17 protein-coding genes and 1 tRNA gene are annotated in these 21,590 nt (G+C 55.6%); 14 read left to right on the top strand and 4 right to left on the bottom strand.

Annotated features, from left to right (window positions below; all coding sequences use genetic code 11):
• Window positions 1-358: 358 nt before the first annotated feature.
• The gene (locus B9P63_RS16925; RefSeq protein WP_139816286.1) at window positions 359-577 is read right to left on the bottom strand and encodes a hypothetical protein; all 219 of its coding nucleotides are present in this window, start codon (window positions 575-577) and stop codon (window positions 359-361) included.
• A gap of 59 nt (window positions 578-636) precedes the next feature.
• Here B9P63_RS16925 and B9P63_RS16920 point away from each other — a divergent pair.
• Window positions 637-712 (top strand) — tRNA-Trp (locus B9P63_RS16920).
• A 51-nt stretch (window positions 713-763) separates the two neighbouring features.
• Here the strand turns inward: B9P63_RS16920 and B9P63_RS16915 are convergent.
• On the bottom strand, window positions 764-1,813 hold the full coding sequence (locus tag B9P63_RS16915) for a hypothetical protein (protein WP_085310984.1): 1,050 nt from the start codon (window positions 1,811-1,813) through the stop codon (window positions 764-766).
• Window positions 1,806-2,042 carry a hypothetical protein gene (locus B9P63_RS19045; protein ID WP_139816285.1) on the bottom strand — a complete coding sequence of 79 codons (237 nt, stop codon included), beginning with the start codon at window positions 2,040-2,042 and terminating at the stop codon, window positions 1,806-1,808. The genes B9P63_RS16915 and B9P63_RS19045 overlap by 8 nt, the downstream gene beginning before the upstream one ends.
• Before the next feature lie 348 nt (window positions 2,043-2,390).
• Here B9P63_RS19045 and secE point away from each other — a divergent pair, with 348 nt between their 5' ends.
• The 10 genes from secE to B9P63_RS16860 all read left to right on the top strand — a co-directional run bounded on the left by secE (window position 2,391) and on the right by B9P63_RS16860 (window position 17,350).
• Window positions 2,391-2,588, top strand: a complete 198-nt coding sequence (secE, locus tag B9P63_RS16905; protein WP_085310980.1) for a preprotein translocase subunit SecE — start codon at window positions 2,391-2,393, stop codon at window positions 2,586-2,588.
• A 226-nt stretch (window positions 2,589-2,814) separates the two neighbouring features.
• Window positions 2,815-3,348, top strand: coding sequence for a transcription termination/antitermination protein NusG (nusG, locus tag B9P63_RS16900; RefSeq protein ID WP_085310978.1), 534 nt, complete (start codon window positions 2,815-2,817; stop codon window positions 3,346-3,348).
• A 266-nt stretch (window positions 3,349-3,614) separates the two neighbouring features.
• Window positions 3,615-4,820 carry an OmpA family protein gene (locus B9P63_RS16895; protein WP_176219188.1) on the top strand — a complete coding sequence of 402 codons (1,206 nt, stop codon included), beginning with the start codon at window positions 3,615-3,617 and terminating at the stop codon, window positions 4,818-4,820.
• Window positions 4,821-5,144: 324 nt separating this feature from the next.
• Window positions 5,145-5,570: a 50S ribosomal protein L11 gene (rplK, locus tag B9P63_RS16890; protein WP_085310975.1), complete on the top strand. Its 426-nt coding sequence runs from the start codon at window positions 5,145-5,147 to the stop codon at window positions 5,568-5,570.
• On the top strand, window positions 5,570-6,268 hold the full coding sequence (gene rplA / locus B9P63_RS16885; protein WP_085310973.1) for a 50S ribosomal protein L1: 699 nt from the start codon (window positions 5,570-5,572) through the stop codon (window positions 6,266-6,268). The genes rplK and rplA overlap by 1 nt, the downstream gene beginning before the upstream one ends.
• 268 nt (window positions 6,269-6,536) lie before the next feature.
• Window positions 6,537-7,052, top strand: coding sequence for a 50S ribosomal protein L10 (gene rplJ, locus B9P63_RS16880; RefSeq protein WP_085310970.1), 516 nt, complete (start codon window positions 6,537-6,539; stop codon window positions 7,050-7,052).
• Window positions 7,053-7,122: 70 nt separating this feature from the next.
• Window positions 7,123-7,500, top strand: a complete 378-nt coding sequence (rplL, locus tag B9P63_RS16875) for a 50S ribosomal protein L7/L12 (protein ID WP_085310968.1) — start codon at window positions 7,123-7,125, stop codon at window positions 7,498-7,500.
• Between the two features lie 246 nt (window positions 7,501-7,746).
• Entirely contained in the window at window positions 7,747-11,883 is a 4,137-nt protein-coding gene (rpoB, locus tag B9P63_RS16870) for a DNA-directed RNA polymerase subunit beta (RefSeq protein WP_085310966.1), read from the top strand.
• 91 nt (window positions 11,884-11,974) lie between these two features.
• On the top strand, window positions 11,975-16,228 hold the full coding sequence (gene rpoC / locus B9P63_RS16865; RefSeq protein WP_085310964.1) for a DNA-directed RNA polymerase subunit beta': 4,254 nt from the start codon (window positions 11,975-11,977) through the stop codon (window positions 16,226-16,228).
• 213 nt (window positions 16,229-16,441) lie between these two features.
• On the top strand, window positions 16,442-17,350 hold the full coding sequence (locus B9P63_RS16860; protein WP_085310962.1) for a DMT family transporter: 909 nt from the start codon (window positions 16,442-16,444) through the stop codon (window positions 17,348-17,350).
• On the opposite strand, the gene B9P63_RS16855 is transcribed toward B9P63_RS16860, so the two are convergent.
• Complete coding sequence (locus B9P63_RS16855; protein WP_085310961.1) at window positions 17,326-18,126, bottom strand: putative rhamnosyl transferase; 801 nt, start codon at window positions 18,124-18,126, stop codon at window positions 17,326-17,328. The two genes, B9P63_RS16860 and B9P63_RS16855, sit on opposite strands and share 25 nt — an antisense overlap.
• A 353-nt stretch (window positions 18,127-18,479) precedes the next feature.
• Between B9P63_RS16855 and rpsL the strand changes: the two genes are divergently transcribed.
• Genes rpsL through fusA form a run of 3 tightly spaced genes read left to right on the top strand, consistent with a single transcriptional unit; the run spans window position 18,480 to window position 21,473 of the window.
• Window positions 18,480-18,851 (top strand): 30S ribosomal protein S12, encoded by a 372-nt coding sequence (gene rpsL / locus B9P63_RS16850; RefSeq protein WP_085310959.1) that lies wholly within the window; start codon window positions 18,480-18,482, stop codon window positions 18,849-18,851.
• Between the two features lie 12 nt (window positions 18,852-18,863).
• The gene (gene rpsG, locus B9P63_RS16845; RefSeq protein WP_085310957.1) at window positions 18,864-19,334 is read left to right on the top strand and encodes a 30S ribosomal protein S7; all 471 of its coding nucleotides are present in this window, start codon (window positions 18,864-18,866) and stop codon (window positions 19,332-19,334) included.
• 18 nt (window positions 19,335-19,352) lie between these two features.
• Window positions 19,353-21,473, top strand: a complete 2,121-nt coding sequence (fusA, locus tag B9P63_RS16840) for an elongation factor G (protein WP_085310955.1) — start codon at window positions 19,353-19,355, stop codon at window positions 21,471-21,473.
• Window positions 21,474-21,590 lie beyond the last annotated feature (117 nt).

Here is a 21,590-nt window from a genome sequence, read left to right as displayed (position 1 = left end):
TAAAAACTGCAAGGGCCCACACCCCCGAACATCTGGGGGGTAGCGATCTAAACCACAAACGGCACCCAGAGAAATCTGGGTGCCGTTTTCGCGTTGCAATACTGTGCTCAATCCAAGCAGGCGCACCGCCTAAACTTCCTGCAATGACCACAGATGCGGCGCAAACACGCGTTTTTTCATCCTAAGCAATATAGCTCCCATGGTCGGAACGGTTGTGCGTTGTCCAAGATGGATCGGATATCCAATGGGCGATTCAAAATGCGCTGGTTTACCATTTCGCCAGTGGGGAAGCACCTATCCACATTATCTTCGATGCGCATCAGATCGCAGTGGCCAATGGTGCCCAGTGTGAGCGTTTCTATCGCGGCGGCACCGCACTCGACATATAGTCTGCCGCGCCGCGAGGTTTTGCGTCCTTTGCTGCCAGATATTGCGCAAGCGCTTGGCGGGTAGAGATATCGCGTGGCTCAAGTGCTACTGCATAATCGGACTGGCCGATCGCGAAAATACTCGCCCATGAAAGCGAAATAGCGCGCGGGGCGATCAGCACGCTGGAAAGAGCGGCGCAATAGGGCAAGCGGAGGCGGATTTACCCTTGCATTGCTCCAGAGCGCGCCGTAAACGAAACGCGACTTTAGGGGTTTAGCTCAGTTGGTAGAGCATCGGTCTCCAAAACCGAGGGTCGTGGGTTCGAGTCCCTCAGCCCCTGCCAAGTCACTTTCTAAAAATATGTGCGAAAGCGCCCAAGCAGCATAGAGCGGCGTCAATATATTCCCGATGCCCCCCACGCGAAGCCGAAAGCCGCAGCGGCGCTTGCCACAATAGCTGCAAAGCCACGCAGTTTAGAGGTTGAAAAGGGGCGCTCGCCGAAGGTGCGCCCGTGCAGGCCACAGGTCGCGATTTTTAGCTTTGCGCCGCCGTGCTCATAATGCAAAATCCAGACTGGCAGAAGAATACGGCGGTACTTTATGCCTGTGGTGTCTGTCTTGTAGCTCACGTCGAAGATACGCTTCTTACCCGAATGCGTCTTGATCCGGTTACGCAGTAAAAGCGCTTTGTCAGAGGCCTTGAGCGTCAGGCCGGTGCTAACCGTTTGATGATGGCGCTCTGCGGCGAAACCGGCAAGGTATTGGGCCGTGAAGGGCCGCAGCTTTTGCGGATCGAAGTCATGTAGGATGCCGTCTCGAATAAGCGGTGTCACATGCGGGGAGGCGGGCACGAGAAGATCATCGAACGTGGTGTTCATGCTCCCACGTTTAATGCGCGCCACCGTGCGTTTGCCACTTTTGACGCGGTATCGAACGGTGTAGGCGACGGCCTCATGGCTATCGAACGTCCAGAACGGAACGTAAAGCCCCGCAACGCGGGATTGCTCGACAACGCTCGAAAGGTCGTCTGGTGCGGCCCAGCGGCGCTTGGCCCAGCTCAGCGCGTTCTCTTGGGCCTCGCTTGCGCCCAGTGAAAAAGGGATCATGCCAAGGATCGCATAGCTTTCATCATGGGTTTGCGCGACCAAAGCGCCATCGCAATAGGGGCAGTGCTCAGAAATCGAATGGCCGTGGAAAACCACACCGCCGCCGCAGGTTTCACATTGGAACTGGCGGTCCGTTTCGACCTTTGGTTGCTCGGTGTGGGGCAGGTCCGGATGGTAGTGATGCTCGATGCTTGGATCTGCATTTGGATCGATAACAATCTCATGCTCTGTTGCGCAACTGGCGCAGGTCAGCGCGCCCGTTGCAGGAGCAAAGAAGCATTGGCCCGCACAGTTGGAGCACAGCAAATCGGTTTGTGCAATTGGCGCTAGATCAGTCATCGGCCAGTGCCGCCAGAATATGCAAAAGAAGCTCTAGTCGCAGTAAGGATCGCTCGATCGCGGCACCGATATCACCAAAAGCCCACCAATCGCCAAGTATGCTGGCGAAGAACCAGGTTGCAGCAAGCCAGAGCGCAATGATGAACCAACCTGACATCGTGCGGATAAATTCGGCCGAGCCGTGTTTCAATTCATGCCTGGCTTCGTGCATCTGTATCAGCTTTTTCATTGGCTGCGTCCCAATGCCGGCGGCAAGGCCTATGAGCACAATCATCGCAAGGAGCGGACCGAGTTGTGTAAGAAAATGCAAGGCGGCTCTCTCTTCGAAATAGCGCGTTGGGTCGATGTATTCATTACTATTGGGCGTGGGTACGAGGTAGCGCGAAGTTGCGAGCATTTCAATTCAAAGGCGTTTAGGTGACTGCCGTCCCCAATTGCGGGCAGGATCGCCGACTGATCCTTGACCGGGTCCGGGTCACAAATGGCATGTGCCATGACTCAGGGTGTAAACCTGTCTTGAAACCGCCGCACTCAACGCGTATGTGGGCAGCTAACCTCGAATGATGGAAGAGTGACGATGGCCCGCACCAACCCGCTACAATATGTTCAGCAAGTCCGCTCGGAAGTGGCGAAAGTCGTTTGGCCGACGCGCCGCGAAGTGATGTTGACCACTGTCATGGTTTTCATCATGTCGGCGCTCACCGCGATTTTCTTTGCGTTGATTGATATCGTCATCCGCTCCGGTTTGACGGGCGTGCTTGGCTTTTTCGGCTGAACACGTTTTGCAGCTGCGCCCTGAGTGGATCGGAATTTCCACGCTAGCCCTTGAATTGCTCGCGAGGCGGGGGTATTGCGCAGACACTTCCCCAAATCGGTACGCTCGGATTCGAACGGCGCTCTGATTTTGTCTTGAAACGCGCGCAAGGGCACTTCAGGCGGGGCGACATGAAAATTCGAACCATTTGGGGTGTTGCCCCGGTTCAAGCAAGGATAATTGGCTGATGGCGAAGCGTTGGTATTCAGTAAGCGTTCTTTCAAACTTTGAAAAGAAGATCGCCGAGCAGATCAGAACCTCGACCATCGAAAATGGCCTCGAGGGTGATATCGAAGAAGTGCTGGTGCCCACCGAAGAGGTGATCGAGGTGCGTCGCGGCAAGAAAGTGACATCCGAGCGGCGCTTCATGCCTGGCTACGTGCTGGTGCGCATGGAAATGTCCGATCAGGGCTATCATTTGATCAACTCCATCAACCGCGTTACCGGTTTCCTTGGGCCGCAAGGTCGCCCCATGCCTATGCGCGATGCAGAGGTCGAAGCAATTCTTGGCCGCGTTGCAGAGGGTGAAGAAGCGCCGCGCAACATCATCCACTTCGAGACGGGCGAGCGCGTCAAGGTTAACGACGGACCGTTTGAAGATTTCGACGGCATGGTCGAGGAAGTCGATGAAGACAATCAGCGCCTCAAGGTGACTGTCTCTATCTTTGGTCGCGAAACACCGGTCGAGTTGGAATTCACTCAGGTGACCAAGCAGGTTTAACGCCGCTCCTGCTTCGGCGGACTGACGAAAAGTTTGAACTGCGCATCCGCTTGCCAGCGGGTGCGCAGTTTGCGTTTGGAGCGTCAATTCAAGAAAAATCCAGCCGTGCGGGCCTTTCGGGTGCCAAAATCGGCGTTTTCGGAAACTCTTTTATCAATTTCACGAAAGATATGTTGACGCTATCTTTAGTTGTAGTCCTATCTATATGCGCGAGCACAACATACAGCGGTCATTTACAAGGCCGTGGATACGAACTTGGGGGAACTATGAATTTCAAATTTGCTAAAGACCATCTGCCGTGGGTTGTACCATCAGTCGCCATTATTTTGGCGGCGTCCGGTTTTTTCGATCGATCCTCAAATACAGAGCAGGTTGCGCAGGCGCCTGCCGCGGCAACATTTGCGGCAAACGCGCCGCTTTCGAGCGCGCCGGCATCCAGCAACTTCACAGCCGAAGACGTGGATGTCGTGACGCGCCTTGATACGTCGGGTGAAGCGGGCTTGGATCGCCTGCAACCCTCGCAGGCCTCTCTCTTGGAGCAAGCGGTCGCGCGCTCTATCAAGCCCGAAGTGATCGCGCCCCAACCTGCGCCCGTGGCAGTTGCACCCGTTCTAGCGGTTGCGGCAGAGCCGACGCGCACGGCTGCGCTCGGTGGTGGTCAGGTCGGTAGTGATTTCTTTGCTCAGGCCCAAGCCAAACTGGCAGCGCAGGAATCCTGCGTCGGTGATCTGCGCGAGCTGGCCAATCAAGCGCGCGTCTACTTTCCTGCGGGCGGGTTGACGGCCGATAGTGGCGGGATCGAGCAAGCACGCCTGATTGCGACATTGGTACAGGACTGCGCCGGCGTGCAGATCATCGTAGAGGGTCATTCTGATCCCTCGGGTGATCCTTTGGTCAACCGCCGCCTGAGCGAAAAGCGCGCGCAGCAAGTGATCCAGCGACTCGGTGCCTCTGGCCTAGATACGTCGAGCTTTCTCGCTCAAGGTCTTGGCAGTGATCGTCCTTCGGGCGTAACCGGAACCGAAAGCGCGGCCTATTATGACAGACGGGTCGAATTCGTGGTGATCGAGACGCAAAGCACAAGTGCTGTCGTGCGCTCGACGATAAGCCCGAGTCCATGGGCTAACTCCAGCTGCGTCACCGATTTGAAAGCTGCGATAGAGGGCAAGCATGTGATCTTCTCACCCCGTTCGATTGCGGCCAAACAAGCGGATGTAGGGCAAGCGCTCGAACTTGCGCAAATGGCGACGGCCTGCCCGAACGCACGTTTGCGTGTGATCGGCCAGCACACTGATGACCTGCGCGCGGGTGAAAATCCGGCCACAGGACGTCTTCGCGCTAAGGCGATGATGGCGATGCTGGTGGGGCAGGGAATCGATTCGGGCCAGATCATTATTGCGGCTCCGTCACGCGCCAGCACGGATACGCAGATCAGTGGCAGCCGCCTTGACTTTGATGTGATCCTGGATTGATCCAAACAGAGCTTCAGCGCCGGTTTTTGCGCTGAACACGTCTTAAACACTAATAAATGCAGGTCTGTGGCCTGCATTTATCATTTCAAGTGAAATGCGCGCGCCGCGCTTTCAGGTGCAGAGCGCGGTATCGGGGCAAAATCACGCGCGCAACGGCGCATCACCTCTTGAAAATCAAGTCATAGGGGTGTACGCGACGCGCTCTACCGTCTGCAAAGGCGGTATTTTGTGTGGGAGGAAAGCAGAGCGCGCTTTGTAGTCCGGACCACACCGGCATGTAGTTTTTGGATCGCGATCCAAAGGCGTTGAATAAGGAGAGGCCTCATGGCCAAGAAGCTAGCTGGTACGATGAAGCTGCAGGTTCCTGCAGGTAAAGCGAACCCATCCCCCCCTGTAGGCCCTGCACTGGGTCAACGCGGCATTAACATCATGGAATTCTGTAAGGCGTTCAACGCCAAGACAGCGGACTTGGAAGTCGGCGCACCTTGCCCAACGGTAATCACGTATTATCAGGACAAATCCTTCTCCATGGAAATCAAGACGCCACCTGCGTCCTATTTCCTGAAGAAAGCTGCGAAGCTGGAGTCCGGTGCGAAACTTCCCGGCCGCGAAACTGTTGGCTCTGTCACAGTTGCTCAGGTCAAAGAGATCGCTGAAGCGAAGATGAAAGATTTGAACGCCAACGATATCGAAGCGGCGATGCAAATCATTCTGGGCTCTGCCCGTTCTATGGGCATCGAGGTGAAGTAATGGCTAAGTTTGGTAAACGCTTTACCGCGGCGCGCGCGGCATTTGAAGGCCAAGAGAACCTGACAATCGAGTCGGCTGTTGCTCTGGTCAAAGGTAACGCCAATGCGAAGTTCGATGAATCTGTCGAAATCGCAATGGTTCTGGGCGTCGACCCACGTCATGCGGACCAGATGGTTCGCGGCGTCGTCGGCCTGCCTAACGGCACAGGCAAAACAGTTCGCGTTGCGGTTTTCGCACGCGGCGCGAAGGCTGACGAAGCCACCGCAGCTGGCGCTGATATCGTTGGTGCAGAAGACCTGATGGAAACTGTTCAGGGCGGCAAGATCGAGTTCGATCGTTGTATCGCAACACCTGATATGATGCCCGTCGTTGGTCGCCTTGGTAAAGTACTGGGCCCCCGTAACCTGATGCCGAACCCTAAGGTCGGCACGGTCACGATGGACGTCGCAGCGGCTGTGAAAGCGGCCAAAGGCGGCGAAGTCCAGTTCAAAGCGGAAAAAGCAGGCGTTGTTCACGCAGGCGTCGGCAAAGTCTCTTTTGACGAAGCCAAGCTGGTCGAGAACATCAAAGCCTTCATCGGTGCGGTCGCAAAAGCGCGTCCATCCGGTGCCAAAGGCGCCTATATGAAGAAGATCAACATTTCCTCGACCATGGGTCCGAGCGTTACGGTTGATGTATCTTCCGCCTACGAGGCGTAAGAGAATTTCTTGTGGCTTCCTTCGGGGAGCTGCTTGAATGGCGGGGCCGCTGACTTGGCCCTGTCCTGTCCGAGACGAAGGGTGAGGGGGTGACTTCTCATAATTCCTTTCTGAGATGGGGAACGAGACGAGATATTCGAGGGCATGTACCTCGGGCGATCAAACCCTCGGGACCCTCACTATGGACCCGAATGCTTTGCGCGTCCTTCGGGCGTCGTAAGGCTTAAACTGAGCCGGAAGGGAAACCTTCCAAATTTGGAGTGAAACTGTGGATAGAGCACAAAAAGAACAATTGGTCGACGAACTCGGCCAAATCTTTGAAAGCTCTGGCGTCGTCGTGGTAGCCCACTACGCCGGTCTGACAGTTGTCGAAATGCAGGATTTACGTGCTCGCGCAAGCGAAGCAGGTGGCGCCGTGCGTGTTGCCAAAAACAGGCTCGCCAAGATCGCCCTTGAGGGAAAGCCATGCGCAAGCATCGCCGAGCACCTTACGGGTATGACCGTTCTGACCTATTCTGAGGATCCCGTGGCAGCAGCCAAGGTAGCCGAAGACTTCGCCAAAGATAACAAAAAGTTTGAGATCCTTGGCGGCGCAATGGGTGAGAATGCTCTGGACCGTGCCGGTGTTACAGCCGTGTCCAAGATGCCTTCCCGCGACGAGCTTATTGCTTCGATCGTCGGTTGCATCGGGGCACCAGCTTCCAACATCGCCGGTGCAATTGGCGCACCTGCAAGCAACATCGCAAGCATCTTGTCCACGATCGAGGACAAGGCTGCGGCCTAGACAACAGATAGGCTGGCGTGTGGTTGAAAACGCACGTTGGAACACATCTTTATAAACGGAAAGAGTCAAAATGGCTGATCTGAAGAAACTTGCTGAAGAGATCGTTGGTCTTACACTTCTCGAAGCACAAGAACTGAAAACCATCCTCAAGGACGAGTATGGCATTGAGCCCGCAGCTGGCGGCGCAGTCATGATGGCTGGCCCGGCAGACGGCGGCGGCGCGGCTGAAGAAGAGCAGACAGAATTCGACGTAATTCTGAAAGCGGCTGGCGCATCCAAGATCAACGTGATCAAGGAAGTTCGCGCGATCACAGGTCTTGGCCTGAAAGAAGCTAAAGAGCTCGTCGAAGCTGGTGGCAAAGCCGTCAAAGAAGGCGTCTCCAAGGACGAAGCTGAAGACGTTAAGGGCAAGCTGGAAGCAGCTGGCGCGGAAGTCGAAGTTAAGTAATTGCCTCCCCTTGCGAGGGGTGTGTGATTTAGGCTGGAACGGGGGAAACCCTGTTCCAGCCGAACCTGTCTCAGAGAGTGCCGCCAGTATATGCGGCATTTTCTAAGGCGAGGTTCTTATAACCGGGTGGGCGTCAGTGGGACGACGTCCAAGAATTGGTTTGAACCAGTGCCGTCTCGACAGTGCGCATTGCGATTGCCCGATCGCTCGTGCGTGCGGTGAGAAACTAAAAAGGTGATACCTAAAATGGCTCAATCCTTCCTTGGCCAGAAGCGCTTGCGTAAATATTACGGCAAAATCCGCGAAGTTCTTGAGATGCCGAACCTTATCGAGGTTCAGAAAAGCTCATATGACTTGTTCCTGAATTCAGGCGACGAGCCGATCCCGATGGACGGCGAAGGCATCAAAGGTGTTTTCCAGTCGGTCTTCCCGATCAAGGATTTCAACGAAACCTCCATTCTGGAATTCGTCAACTATGAGCTGGAAAAGCCCAAGTATGACGTCGAAGAATGTCAGCAGCGCGACATGACCTATGCCGCACCGCTCAAGGTGACGCTGCGTTTGATCGTGTTTGAAATTGATGAGGACACAGGCGCAAAGTCTGTCAAAGACATCAAAGAGCAAGACGTATTCATGGGCGACATGCCCCTGATGACACCAAACGGCACGTTCGTCGTGAACGGCACAGAGCGCGTTATCGTATCCCAGATGCACCGCTCTCCCGGCGTGTTCTTTGATCACGACAAAGGCAAAACACACAGCTCGGGTAAGCTGTTGTTCGCCTGCCGCATCATCCCCTACCGTGGCTCCTGGCTGGACTTTGAATTCGACGCAAAAGACATCGTCTTTGCGCGCATCGACCGTCGCCGCAAGCTGCCTGTAACAACTCTGCTTTATTCCCTTGGTCTAGACCAAGAGGGGATCATGGATGCGTATTACGATACCGTCGAGTTCAAGCTGAAGAAGAACAAGGGCTGGGTCACCAAGTTCTTCCCCGAGCGCGCACGCGGCACACGTCCGACATATGACTTGGTTGACGCCAAGACAGGCGAAGTGATCGCCGAAGCCAACAAGAAAGTCACGCCGCGCGCGGTCAAGAAACTGATCGACGAAGGTAACGTGAAAGACCTTTTGATCCCATACGATGCAATCGTTGGCAAATTCATCGCCAAAGACATCGTTAACGAGGAAACCGGCGCGATTTACGCAGAAGCCGGCGACGAGTTGACGTTGGAAATGGACAAAGACGGCGACGTTATCGGTGGTTCCTTGAAGGAACTGATCGACGCGGGCATCACCACTTTGCCGGTTCTCGACATCGACAACATCAACGTGGGCGCATACATGCGCAATACGATGGCGGCGGACAAGAACATGAACCGCGAAACCGCGCTCATGGATATTTACCGCGTCATGCGCCCGGGCGAGCCGCCCACCGTTGATGCTGCGAGCAACCTGTTCGACACGCTCTTCTTCGATAGCGATCGCTACGATCTGTCTGCGGTTGGTCGCGTCAAGATGAACATGCGCCTCGATCTGGATGCGGAAGATACGCAGCGCACGCTTCGCAAAGAAGACATTGTCGCTTGTATCAAAGCGCTCGTGCATCTGCGCGACGGCAAGGGCGATATCGACGATATCGACCACCTTGGTAACCGCCGTGTTCGCTCGGTTGGCGAATTGATGGAAAACCAGTACCGCGTCGGCCTGCTCCGTATGGAGCGCGCGATCAAAGAGCGTATGTCATCCGTCGAAATCGACACTGTCATGCCACAAGATTTGATCAATGCTAAACCAGCGGCGGCTGCCGTTCGTGAATTCTTCGGCTCCTCGCAGCTGTCGCAGTTCATGGACCAAACCAACCCGCTTTCCGAAGTGACGCACAAGCGTCGCCTCTCCGCGCTTGGCCCAGGTGGTCTGACGCGCGAGCGTGCAGGCTTTGAGGTGCGCGACGTGCACCCAACGCACTACGGCCGCATGTGCCCGATTGAAACGCCGGAAGGCCCGAACATTGGTCTGATCAACTCGCTCGCGACATTCGCGCGTGTGAACAAATACGGCTTCATTGAAACGCCTTACCGTGTCGTGAAAGATGGCACAGTGACGGACGAAGTCCACTACATGTCCGCGACCGAGGAAATGCGCCACACAGTGGCTCAGGCAAACGCCAACCTCGACGAGAACATGAAGTTCGTGAACGATTTGGTCTCCACACGTAAATCGGGCGATTACACATTGTCCCCGAACGAAAACGTGGACCTGATCGACGTTTCTCCAAAGCAGTTGGTCTCTGTCGCCGCCTCGCTGATCCCGTTCCTTGAGAACGACGACGCGAACCGCGCCTTGATGGGCTCCAACATGCAACGTCAGGCCGTTCCATTGCTGCGCGCAGAAGCGCCGCTGGTGGGTACAGGCATTGAAGAAGTTGTTGCACGCGATAGTGGCGCGGCGATCATGGCGAAACGCGCAGGCATCATCGACCAAGTCGACGCCCAGCGTATCGTTGTGCGCGCAACGCATGATCTAGAGCTGGGCGATGCAGGCGTAGACATCTACCGCATGCGTAAGTTCCAGCGCTCCAACCAGAACACCACAATCAACCAGCGTCCGCTGGTGAAAGTGGGCGATACGGTTCAAAAAGGCGAAGTCATTGCAGACGGTCCATCCACAGATATGGGTGAATTGGCGCTGGGTAAGAACGTGGTTGTCGCGTTTATGCCTTGGAATGGTTACAACTACGAAGATTCGATCCTGATTTCCGAGCGTGTTTCGCGTGATGACGTCTTCACTTCGATCCATATCGAAGAGTTTGAAGTCGCTGCGCGTGACACGAAGCTTGGCCCGGAAGAAATCACACGCGATATTCCAAACGTCGGCGAGGAAGCCCTGCGCAACCTCGACGAAGCGGGTATCGTTTACATCGGCGCTGACGTTGAGCCGGGTGATATTCTTGTCGGTAAGATCACGCCAAAGGGCGAGTCGCCAATGACGCCGGAAGAAAAGCTTCTGCGCGCTATCTTTGGCGAAAAGGCGTCCGACGTGCGCGACACGTCCTTGCGCGTCAAGCCGGGTGATTTCGGCACGGTTGTCGAGGTGCGTGTCTTTAACCGCCACGGCGTCGAAAAAGACGAGCGCGCGCTTCAGATCGAGCGTGAAGAAGTCGAGCGCCTCGCGCGTGACCGTGACGACGAACTCGTTATTCTGGATCGCAACATCTATGCCCGTCTCAAAGGCATGATCATGGGCAAAGTGGCTGTAAAAGGTCCAAAAGGCGTCAAGCCAAATGCCGAGATCAACGAGGAACTTCTGGAAACACTGACACGTGGTCAGTGGTGGCAGTTGGCCCTCAAGGACGAGCAGGACGCACAGATCGTTGAAGCTCTGAACGAGCAGTATGAAGTGCAAAAGCGTACTTTGGATGCCCGTTTCGAGGACAAAGTCGAGAAGGTACGCCGTGGCGATGATCTGCCACCCGGTGTTATGAAGATGGTTAAAGTCTTTGTTGCGGTTAAGCGTAAGCTTCAGCCGGGCGACAAGATGGCCGGCCGTCACGGTAACAAAGGTGTTATTTCCAAGGTTGTTCCAATGGAAGACATGCCATTCCTTGCGGATGGTACGCCAGTTGATTTCTGTTTGAACCCGCTTGGTGTTCCCTCGCGTATGAACGTAGGCCAGATTCTGGAAACGCACATGGGCTGGGCCGCACGTGGCCTTGGTATCAATATTGACGAAGCGCTGGGTGAATACCGCCGCTCTGGCGATATGACACCTGTTCGCGAAGCAATGCGTTTGGCCTATGGCGACGATGTCTACGAAGAGGGCATCGCAGTTATGAGCGAGGATGATCTGCTTGAAGCGGCTGGCAACGTCACGAACGGTGTTCCAATCGCAACGCCCGTCTTTGATGGCGCGAAAGAGCATGATGTGAACGACAGTCTCAAGCGCGCTGGCTTCTCTGAAAGCGGTCAGTCGGTTCTGTTTGACGGACGTACAGGCGAGCAGTTTGCGCGCCCTGTGACGGTCGGCATCAAGTATCTGTTGAAACTGCATCACCTTGTGGACGACAAAATCCACGCGCGTTCCACAGGACCATACTCCTTGGTCACACAGCAGCCGCTGGGTGGTAAGGCTCAGTTCGGTGGACAGCGCTTCGGTGAGATGGAAGTCTGGGCACTTGAAGCATATGGCGCAGCCTACACGCTTCAGGAAATGCTCACCGTCAAGTCGGACGATGTTGCAGGCCGTACCAAGGTCTATGAGAGCATCGTCAAAGGTGAAGACAACTACGAGGCAGGTATTCCAGAGAGCTTTAACGTTCTCGTGAAGGAAGTCCGCGGCCTTGGTCTGAACATGGAACTCCTGGACGCGGAGGAAGATGAATAGGGCCCAAATTTTCTAGAAAATTTGGAGTGCGATTTTTCGACGAAAAATCGCGCCCCTCATCTCCCAATGCTCCCCTTTCAAGGATTTGAAAATGAACCAGGAACTGACAAACAACCCGTTTAACCCGGTTGCCCCGACGAAGACGTTCGACGAGATCAAGGTCTCGCTCGCGTCTCCCGAGCGCATCCTGTCGTGGTCTTTTGGCGAAATCAAAAAGCCAGAGACCATCAACTACCGTACCTTCAAGCCCGAGCGCGACGGCCTGTTCTGCGCGCGTATCTTTGGCCCGATCAAAGACTATGAATGCCTGTGCGGTAAATATAAGCGCATGAAGTATCGCGGCGTTGTCTGCGAGAAATGTGGTGTTGAAGTAACGCTGCAAAAAGTACGCCGTGAGCGTATGGGCCATATTGAGCTGGCATCCCCAGTCGCGCACATTTGGTTCCTCAAGTCGTTGCCTTCGCGCATCGGCTTGATGCTGGACATGACGCTTCGTGATCTTGAGCGTGTTCTCTACTTTGAGAACTACGTCGTGATCGAGCCGGGTCTGACGGACCTCACCTACGGTCAGATGATGACCGAAGAAGAGTTCATGGACGCGCAAGACACTTTCGGGATGGACGCATTCACTGCGAACATCGGCGCCGAAGCGATCCGCGAAATGCTGGCACAGATCGATCTCGAGTCCGAGGCAGAAACGCTGCGCGCCGATCTTGCTGAAGCAACAGGCGAACTTAAGCCTAAGAAGATCATCAAGCGCCTTAAGGTTGTTGAAAGCTTCTTAGAGTCTGGCAACCGTCCTGAGTGGATGATCCTGACCGTGATCCCTGTGATCCCGCCAGAGCTTCGCCCATTGGTGCCGCTTGATGGTGGCCGTTTCGCGACGTCCGACCTGAACGACCTTTATCGCCGCGTGATCAACCGTAACAACCGTCTCAAGCGCCTGATCGAGCTGCGCGCGCCGGATATCATCGTGCGCAACGAAAAGCGGATGTTGCAGGAATCTGTGGACGCTCTGTTCGACAACGGCCGTCGTGGCCGCGTCATCACAGGCGCAAACAAGCGTCCTTTGAAATCCCTCAGCGATATGCTCAAGGGTAAGCAGGGCCGCTTCCGTCAAAACCTTTTGGGTAAGCGCGTCGACTTCTCTGGTCGTTCCGTCATTGTGACCGGTCCAGAATTGAAGTTGCATCAGTGTGGCTTGCCCAAAAAGATGGCGCTTGAGCTGTTCAAACCGTTTATCTACTCGCGTCTTGAGGCCAAAGGTCTGTCCTCAACCGTGAAGCAGGCGAAAAAGCTCGTTGAAAAAGAGCGTCCCGAAGTTTGGGACATCTTGGATGAAGTGATCCGCGAGCATCCGGTTATGCTTAACCGCGCTCCAACGCTTCACCGCCTGGGTATCCAAGCGTTCGAACCCGTTCTGATTGAAGGTAAAGCGATCCAGCTTCACCCGCTCGTGTGTTCTGCGTTTAACGCGGACTTCGACGGTGACCAGATGGCGGTCCACGTACCGCTCTCGCTTGAGGCGCAGCTTGAAGCACGCGTTTTGATGATGTCCACGAACAACGTCCTCTCGCCTGCAAACGGCGCGCCGATCATCGTTCCGTCGCAGGATATGATCCTTGGCCTGTACTACACCACGCTCGAGCGTGCGGGTATGAAGGGTGAGGGTATGGTCTTCTCGTCCATCGACGAGGTGCAGCACGCACTTGATAATGGCACGGTGCACCTGCACTCCAAAATCACCGCGCGTTTGCCCCAGATCGACGATGAGGGCAACGAAGTGATGAAGCGCTTTGAAACCACGCCCGGACGCGTGCGTCTTGGCGCGCTTTTGCCACTCAACGCCAAAGCACCGTTTGAGTTGGTGAACCGTCTTCTGCGTAAGAAGGAAGTTCAGCAGGTCATCGACACGGTTTACCGGTACTGCGGTCAGAAAGAGTCGGTTATCTTCTGTGACCACATCATGACCATGGGTTTCCGTGAAGCGTTCAAGGCCGGTATTTCGTTCGGTAAAGACGACATGCTGATCCCTGAAACCAAATGGCCCCTCGTTGACGAGACACGCGGTCAGGTCAAAGATTTCGAGCAGCAGTACATGGACGGCCTGATCACTCAGGGTGAAAAGTACAACAAAGTTGTCGATGCTTGGTCTAAGTGTAACGACAAAGTCACCGATGCGATGATGGGCTCGATTTCTGCAGCGCGTTATGATGATCAAGGCGTCGAAATGGAGCCGAACTCGGTCTACATGATGGCCCACTCTGGCGCGCGTGGCTCGGTCACACAGATGAAGCAGTTGGGCGGTATGCGCGGTCTGATGGCAAAGCCGAATGGCGACATCATCGAGACACCGATTATCTCCAACTTTAAAGAAGGTCTGACCGTTCTGGAGTACTTCAACTCCACGCACGGTGCTCGTAAGGGTCTGTCAGACACGGCTTTGAAAACAGCGAACTCCGGTTATCTGACACGCCGTTTGGTTGATGTTTCTCAGGATTGCATCGTGCGTATGCGCGATTGTGGCACCGAGAAAATGATCACTGCTGAAGCGGCTGTGAATGACGGCGAAGTGGTTTCGTCGCTGGCCGACCGCGTCCTTGGCCGCGTTGTGGCGCAAGACGTGATGCGCCCCGGCACGGATGAGGTTCTATTCAAGACAGGCACTCTGCTTGACGAGATCATGTGCGATGTCATCGAAGAGGCGGCCGTTGCATCCATGCGCATCCGCTCACCGCTGACATGTGAAGCGGAAGAGGGCGTTTGCGCCATGTGCTACGGGCGTGACCTCGCGCGCGGCACCATGGTCAACTCCGGTGAAGCTGTCGGCATTATCGCCGCGCAGTCCATTGGTGAACCCGGTACACAGCTGACAATGCGGACGTTCCACATTGGCGGCGTTGCACAGGGTGGTCAGCAGTCGTTCCAGGAAGCGAGCCAAGAGGGCACAATCGTCTTCGAGAACCCGCAACTGCTTGAGAATTCGGACGGCGACATCATGGTCATGGGTCGTAACATGAAGATGATCATCAACGATGAAAACGGTGATGAGCGTTCCAGCCACAAGCTGGGTTACGGCACGAAACTGTTTGTCAAAGAAGGCGCGAAAGTGGCCCGCGGCGACAAATTGTTCGAATGGGATCCGTACACGCTTCCGATCATCGCGGAAAAAGCCGGTACAGCCAAGTTCGTGGACCTCGCAAGCGGTATTGCCGTGCGCGACGACACTGACGAGGCAACAGGCATGACCCAGAAGATCGTTATCGACTGGCGCGCGGCCCCCAAAGGCAACGAGCTGAAGCCGGAGATCATCATCGTAGGCGAGGACGGCGAGCCCGTGCGCAACGAAGCGGGCAACCCTGTCACCTATCCCATGTCTGTGGATGCGGTACTTTCCATAGAGGAAGGCTCCGAAGTGCAAGCTGGTGACATCGTTGCGCGCATTCCGCGTGAAGGTGCCAAAACCAAGGACATTACCGGTGGTCTGCCACGGGTTGCGGAACTCTTTGAGGCGCGTCGCCCCAAAGATCACGCGATCATCGCAGAAATCGACGGAAACGTGCGCTTTGGTAAGGACTACAAGAACAAGCGCCGCATCTCGATCGTTCCAACGGACGAGAGCATGGAGCCGGTCGAATACATGGTGCCAAAGGGCAAGCACATTCCTGTTCAGGAAGGTGACTTTGTCCAAAAGGGCGATTACATCATGGACGGCAATCCTGCACCGCATGACATCCTTTCCATCATGGGTGTCGAGGCGCTGGCGGATTATATGATCAACGAAGTGCAGGACGTTTATCGCCTTCAGGGCGTTAAGATTAACGACAAGCACATCGAAGTCATCGTGCGCCAGATGCTGCAAAAGTGGGAAATCCTCGACAGCGGCCAGACGACGCTGCTCAAAGGTGAGCACGTTGACAAGCAAGAGTTTCTTGCCGCCAACGAAAAGGCAGCACTGCGCGGGTACAAGCCTGCAACGGGCGAACCTATCCTCTTGGGCATCACCAAAGCTTCGCTTCAGACGCGCTCGTTCATCTCTGCGGCGTCCTTCCAGGAAACAACGCGTGTTCTTACGGAAGCCTCCGTACAGGGCAAGCGCGACAAGCTGGTCGGTCTTAAAGAGAACGTCATCGTGGGTCGTTTGATCCCCGCTGGTACGGGCGGTGCAACGATGCAAATGCAGCGCGTGGCTCAGGACCGTGACAACGTGGTTGTCGAGGCCCGCCGCATCGAAGCCGAAGCCGCTGCCGCACTGGCCGCGCCTACGGACGATATCGTTGGCGGTGATGTATTCACTACCAATGCTGACGATGTATTCGGCACACCAGAAAGCCGCGACGAGTAACTCGACAGGCTTTGAGATTGGGAAAGGCCCTCGCTGGAAACAGCGGGGGCCTTTTTCTGTTCGCGCGATGTGTGCGTGCAGATCACAAGGTCACTGCGATAGCTGATCGTTGCGATTGGCCTATTTGGGCCGTTGTTTATCGTGCGCGCATAGCCGCGCAATAAAGTCGCAAACGGGCTAGGATTGCCTGTGATTTAGGCGGTAGATAGGTCCATGACTTCATTCGCAAATATGTCCGACAATACCAAAGGCGCACTTCTGATGATGTGCTCCATGGCCGCGTTTACCTTTAACGATCTTTGCATCAAAGCCATCGGCAGTGCCGTGCCTTTGTCGCAATTGCTGCTGCTGCGCGGGATACTGGCAAGTGCTCTGATCTACGCGCTGGCGCGCTACTTGGGTGCGCTGGCTTGGCCGGAACTGGCCAAGGACCGCTGGCTGATTGTGCTGCGCTCGCTGGCCGAGGTCGCCGCGGCCTACTTTTTCCTCACAGCGCTTTTGAACATGCCCTTCGCCAATGTGACGGCAATTTTGCAAACGCTGCCTTTAACGGTGACGCTGGCTGCTGCTGTGATCTTTCGCGAGGCGGTGGGATGGCGGCGCATGTTGGCGATCGTGATTGGCTTTTGCGGAATGTTGCTGATCGTGCGTCCCGGCACCGAGGGTTTTACGGTGCATTCGGTCTACGTGTTGATCGCGGTTCTTTGTGTCACTGTGCGTGACCTTGCTGCACGCCGTCTGAGCCGCGATGTGCCCTCCTTGACGGTGACGTTGGTGGGGGCGCTGTTCGTGACGGGCTTTGCTGGCGTCATCGGCGCGGCGTCGGGCGAGTGGGCTGTCATGAGCACGGCGCAAATCGCTTTGCTCATTGCTTCTGCGGTGTTCGTCATTGGCGGTTATGTGTTTTCGGTCATGGTGATGCGCGTAGGCGAAGTCGCCTTCACTTCGCCGTTTCGCTATACAGCGATGCTTTGGGCGCTGGTGCTGGGCTACCTGTTCTTTGGCGAATGGCCGGAAACGCTAACCTTCATCGGCGCGGGGCTGATCGTGGTCACGGGCATCTTCACGCTCTACCGCGAGGCGCGCGCGAAACGACGTCAGGCAAAGGCGGCGCGCACGTGATCCGCGTTGATCGCAAAGCGTTTTAGGAACTCCAATTCCTGCTCATCACTGAGCGGGGTCACGGGCACCGGTTTCACCTTCTTTTGGCGGCTGTCGTTATAACCATTGTGTGAGCGCACGAACATCGGCTCGCCTGCGAAGGTGACAGTGGGCATGAAACGCGCCAGCTTTTCATGGGCGAAACTCATGATCGTCAACCCGTCACCGCCCCTGATAAACATCCCAAGCGCTGCGACGTAATAGGGGCGGTGAATTTCGACGGCGGCAATGCCATCCGCACTGAATTCGGCGACGTATCCCATGTTGTAATCAAAGGCGACGGTGCGATGCTGTTCGCAAAGCGCTGCGCAATCTGCCTGCGCCTTGCGAAGCCGCTCGATGAAGTTGAGCGCGACGGCGTCGTCGTCGTCATATCGAAAATGCAGACATGGCGCGCTTGGGTCGGTGCGGGCCTTGCGCAGGATATCCTTCATGATCTCGCGCTGGGGCAGGGGGGGATGCGCCTGAATTTGAACCTGCGGCATGTCGGCGGTCAGCGCTTCAAGGCGGTCGCGGCTATCGGGCGGGAAGGTGTCGCCGATTACGATGATCAGGTCGAAATCGGGGTCGGTTTGTGCGCGCAAACACGGCAGGGCAACGGTTTCCAGCAGGCGAAACCGCTCTTCGAGGCGTTCTTGCTGGTAGAGAAATGCTATGCGCTCTTCGACGCTGTCATGCTCGACCTGAAATCCGCCCAAAGCAGGGTAGGAAAACCTGCATAATCCAATAACCTGCATGATAAGTCCTTTTGGCCTGCTGCAACTGGCACCAGCATTGCATCAACACCAGATTGCAGCAAGAGGGTACGCGCTGCGGCGCTGTTGACACCCAATGCGACTCCCCATATACGCGCGCTATCCGGCTCTAGGGGGAACTCTATTTGCCGATATCATATCGACTGTGGTCAAGTCCTTGGCAAATATCGCCAGCGTCCTCTGAAACCCAACCGCGACGTTCACCTCGGAATGGGAACGTTTGCGGTTTTTTCGCTTGTTCGCAAGCGATTGTGCTCCACGGCACGCAAGATTTCGCGTCGCGTGCCTGACCGCACATGGCAAAACTAAGTTGAGAGATGGGGAAGACACCTTCTATGCCAACGATCCAACAGCTGATCCGCAAGCCGCGTCAGCCTAAAATCAAGCGCTCCAAGTCGCAGCACCTGGAGCAGTGCCCGCAGAAACGTGGCGTATGTACGCGCGTTTATACAACAACACCGAAAAAGCCGAACTCCGCTATGCGTAAGGTTGCCAAAGTGCGCCTGACGAATGGTTTCGAGGTCATCAGCTATATCGGTGGTGAGAGCCACAACCTTCAGGAACACTCAGTGGTTCTGATCCGCGGCGGTCGTGTAAAAGACCTTCCCGGTGTGCGTTACCACATCCTTCGCGGTGTTCTGGATACTCAGGGCGTCAAAGATCGTAAGCAACGTCGTTCGAAGTACGGCGCGAAGCGTCCTAAATAAGGAGAGGCTGATATGTCACGTCGTCACGCCGCTGAAAAACGCGAAGTCCTGCCCGATGCCAAATATGGTGATCGCGTACTGACAAAATTCATGAACAACCTGATGATCGACGGCAAAAAGTCGATCGCCGAGCGCATCGTATACTCTGCGATGACGCGGGTTGAAGACAAGATCAAGCGCGCACCCATTGAGGTGTTCCACGAAGCGCTGGACAACATCAAACCGTCCGTCGAAGTACGTTCGCGCCGCGTTGGGGGTGCCACGTATCAGGTTCCGGTCGAAGTGCGCCCGGAGCGCCGCGAAGCATTGGCCATCCGCTGGTTGATCAAAGCGTCCCGTGCACGCAACGAAAACACCATGGAAGAGCGCCTTGCAGGCGAGCTGATGGATGCTGTGAACACACGTGGATCCGCCGTCAAAAAGCGCGAAGACACGCATAAGATGGCCGAGGCGAACAAAGCCTTCAGCCATTACCGCTGGTAAGTTAGAGGAAGTAGCCCAATGGCACGTGAATATCCCCTCGACCGATACCGCAACTTCGGTATCATGGCGCACATCGATGCAGGTAAAACCACCTGCTCGGAGCGCATCCTGTTCTATACAGGTAAGTCCCACAACATCGGCGAAGTGCACGACGGCGCGGCAACGATGGACTGGATGGAGCAGGAGCAGGAGCGCGGAATTACGATTACGTCTGCTGCAACGACGACATTCTGGGAGCGCACGGAAGATGGCGTAACGCCTGAAACCGAAAAGCACCGGATGAACATCATCGACACCCCCGGTCACGTCGACTTCACGATTGAAGTCGAGCGTAGCCTCGCAGTTCTCGATGGTGCTGTTGCTGTTCTTGATGCGAACGCGGGAGTTGAGCCTCAGACAGAAACTGTCTGGCGCCAAGCTGACCGTTATAAAGTCCCACGGATCGTGTTCGTCAACAAGATGGACAAGATCGGCGCGGACTTCTTTAACTGCGTTCACATGATCCAAGACCGCACAGGCGCGACGCCTTGCCCGATCCAGATCCCAATCGGATCCGAGACCGAGCTTGAGGGCATGATCGACCTGGTCACCATGGAAGAATGGGTGTGGGAAGGTGAAGACCTTGGCGCATCTTGGGAAAAACGCCCTATTCGCGACAGCTTGAAAGAGCTGGCCGATGAGTGGCGCGCGAAGATGATCGAAGTTGCCGTCGAAATGGACGATGACGCGATGGAAAACTACTTGATGGATGGCGCCGAGCCAGACGTAGCGACTCTTCGCTCGTTGATCCGCAAGGGTACTCTGGCGATCAAATTCATCCCTGTTCTTTGCGGTTCCGCGTTCAAGAACAAAGGCGTTCAGCCTCTGCTTAACGCTGTTGTCGACTATTTGCCGAGCCCGCTCGACGTTGTTGACTACATGGGCTTTAAGCCGGGCGACGATACGGAAACACGTGACATCCCGCGCCGTGCGGATGATGACATGGCGTTTTCTGGCCTTGCGTTCAAGATTATGAACGACCCGTTTGTCGGCACTTTGACATTCGTGCGCATCTACTCGGGCAAGCTCGCCAAGGGCGACTCGATGCTGAACTCGACAAAAGGCAACACCGAGCGTGTTGGCCGGATGATGATGATGCACTCGAACGATCGTGACGAGATTTCCGAAGCGTTTGCGGGCGATATCATTGCCTTGGGCGGTCTGAAAAACACAACAACAGGTGACACGCTTTGCAATAAAGCTGATCCGGTTGTTCTGGAAACGATGACCTTCCCGGATCCGGTGATCGAGATCGCGGTCGAGCCTAAAACAAAGGGCGACCAAGAGAAGATGTCGACGGGCCTTGCCCGCCTTGCAGCGGAAGATCCTTCTTTCCGCGTCGAGACAGACATCGAATCCGGTCAGACGATCATGAAGGGCATGGGCGAATTGCACTTGGACATCCTTGTGGATCGTCTGAAGCGCGAATTCAAAGTCGAAGCCAACATCGGTGCACCGCAGGTTGCCTACCGCGAGACCATTGGTCACGAGGTCGAGCACACCTACACGCACAAGAAACAGTCTGGCGGTTCTGGTCAGTTCGGTGAGGTCAAATTGCTGATTTCCCCAACAGAGCCCGGCGAAGGTTTCTCGTTCGAGAGCAAAATCGTTGGTGGTGCGGTTCCCAAGGAATACATCCCGGGCGTTGAAAAGGGTATCAAATCCGTTATGGATAGCGGTCCCCTTGCAGGCTTCCCTGTGATTGATTTCAAGGTTCAACTGCTTGATGGTAAGTTCCACGATGTCGACTCCTCTGTTCTGGCGTTCGAAATCGCGGGCCGTATGTGTATGCGTGAAGGCATGCGCCGCGCGGGTGCAAAACTGCTCGAGCCGATCATGAAGGTCGAAGTGGTAACACCGGAAGAGTATACCGGCGGCATCATCGGCGATCTTACGTCGCGCCGTGGTCAGGTTCAGGGTCAAGACAGCCGTGGCAATGCCATTGCGATCGAGTGCTTTGTTCCGCTTGCGAATATGTTTGGCTACATCAACACGCTGCGTTCCATGTCTTCGGGACGCGCGAACTTCTCGATGCAGTTCGATCACTATGAGCCGGTTCCGCAGAACATCTCTGACGAGATTCAAGCGAAATACGCCTAAAAATAGCGGTGCGTGGGCAACCCACGCACCCTACACCCCATCCCTAAAGGTGCTGCCGCGAATGCCAGGCACCGACTGAATTCTAAGGAGGCCTCTCATGGGCAAGGAAAAGTTTGA

Source organism: Planktotalea arctica (genome assembly GCF_002105285.1).
GTDB lineage: Bacteria > Pseudomonadota > Alphaproteobacteria > Rhodobacterales > Rhodobacteraceae > Planktotalea > Planktotalea arctica.
This window is presented reverse-complemented; position numbering and strand designations above follow the sequence as displayed.

What these genes read in the sequence shown, in the direction of transcription:
- B9P63_RS16915 (WP_085310984.1), bottom strand. Translation starts at nt 1,813, where the DNA reads ATGACTGATCTAGCGCCAATTGCACAAACCGATTTGCTGTGCTCCAAC.
- B9P63_RS19045 (WP_139816285.1), bottom strand. Translation starts at nt 2,042, where the DNA reads ATGAAAAAGCTGATACAGATGCACGAAGCCAGGCATGAATTGAAACAC.
- secE (WP_085310980.1), top strand. Translation starts at nt 2,391, where the DNA reads ATGGCCCGCACCAACCCGCTACAATATGTTCAGCAAGTCCGCTCGGAA.
- nusG (WP_085310978.1), top strand. Translation starts at nt 2,815, where the DNA reads ATGGCGAAGCGTTGGTATTCAGTAAGCGTTCTTTCAAACTTTGAAAAG.
- B9P63_RS16895 (WP_176219188.1), top strand. Translation starts at nt 3,615, where the DNA reads ATGAATTTCAAATTTGCTAAAGACCATCTGCCGTGGGTTGTACCATCA.
- rplK (WP_085310975.1), top strand. Translation starts at nt 5,145, where the DNA reads ATGGCCAAGAAGCTAGCTGGTACGATGAAGCTGCAGGTTCCTGCAGGT.
- rplA (WP_085310973.1), top strand. Translation starts at nt 5,570, where the DNA reads ATGGCTAAGTTTGGTAAACGCTTTACCGCGGCGCGCGCGGCATTTGAA.
- rplL (WP_085310968.1), top strand. Translation starts at nt 7,123, where the DNA reads ATGGCTGATCTGAAGAAACTTGCTGAAGAGATCGTTGGTCTTACACTT.
- rpoB (WP_085310966.1), top strand. Translation starts at nt 7,747, where the DNA reads ATGGCTCAATCCTTCCTTGGCCAGAAGCGCTTGCGTAAATATTACGGC.
- rpoC (WP_085310964.1), top strand. Translation starts at nt 11,975, where the DNA reads ATGAACCAGGAACTGACAAACAACCCGTTTAACCCGGTTGCCCCGACG.
- B9P63_RS16860 (WP_085310962.1), top strand. Translation starts at nt 16,442, where the DNA reads ATGACTTCATTCGCAAATATGTCCGACAATACCAAAGGCGCACTTCTG.
- B9P63_RS16855 (WP_085310961.1), bottom strand. Translation starts at nt 18,126, where the DNA reads ATGCAGGTTATTGGATTATGCAGGTTTTCCTACCCTGCTTTGGGCGGA.
- rpsL (WP_085310959.1), top strand. Translation starts at nt 18,480, where the DNA reads ATGCCAACGATCCAACAGCTGATCCGCAAGCCGCGTCAGCCTAAAATC.
- rpsG (WP_085310957.1), top strand. Translation starts at nt 18,864, where the DNA reads ATGTCACGTCGTCACGCCGCTGAAAAACGCGAAGTCCTGCCCGATGCC.
- fusA (WP_085310955.1), top strand. Translation starts at nt 19,353, where the DNA reads ATGGCACGTGAATATCCCCTCGACCGATACCGCAACTTCGGTATCATG.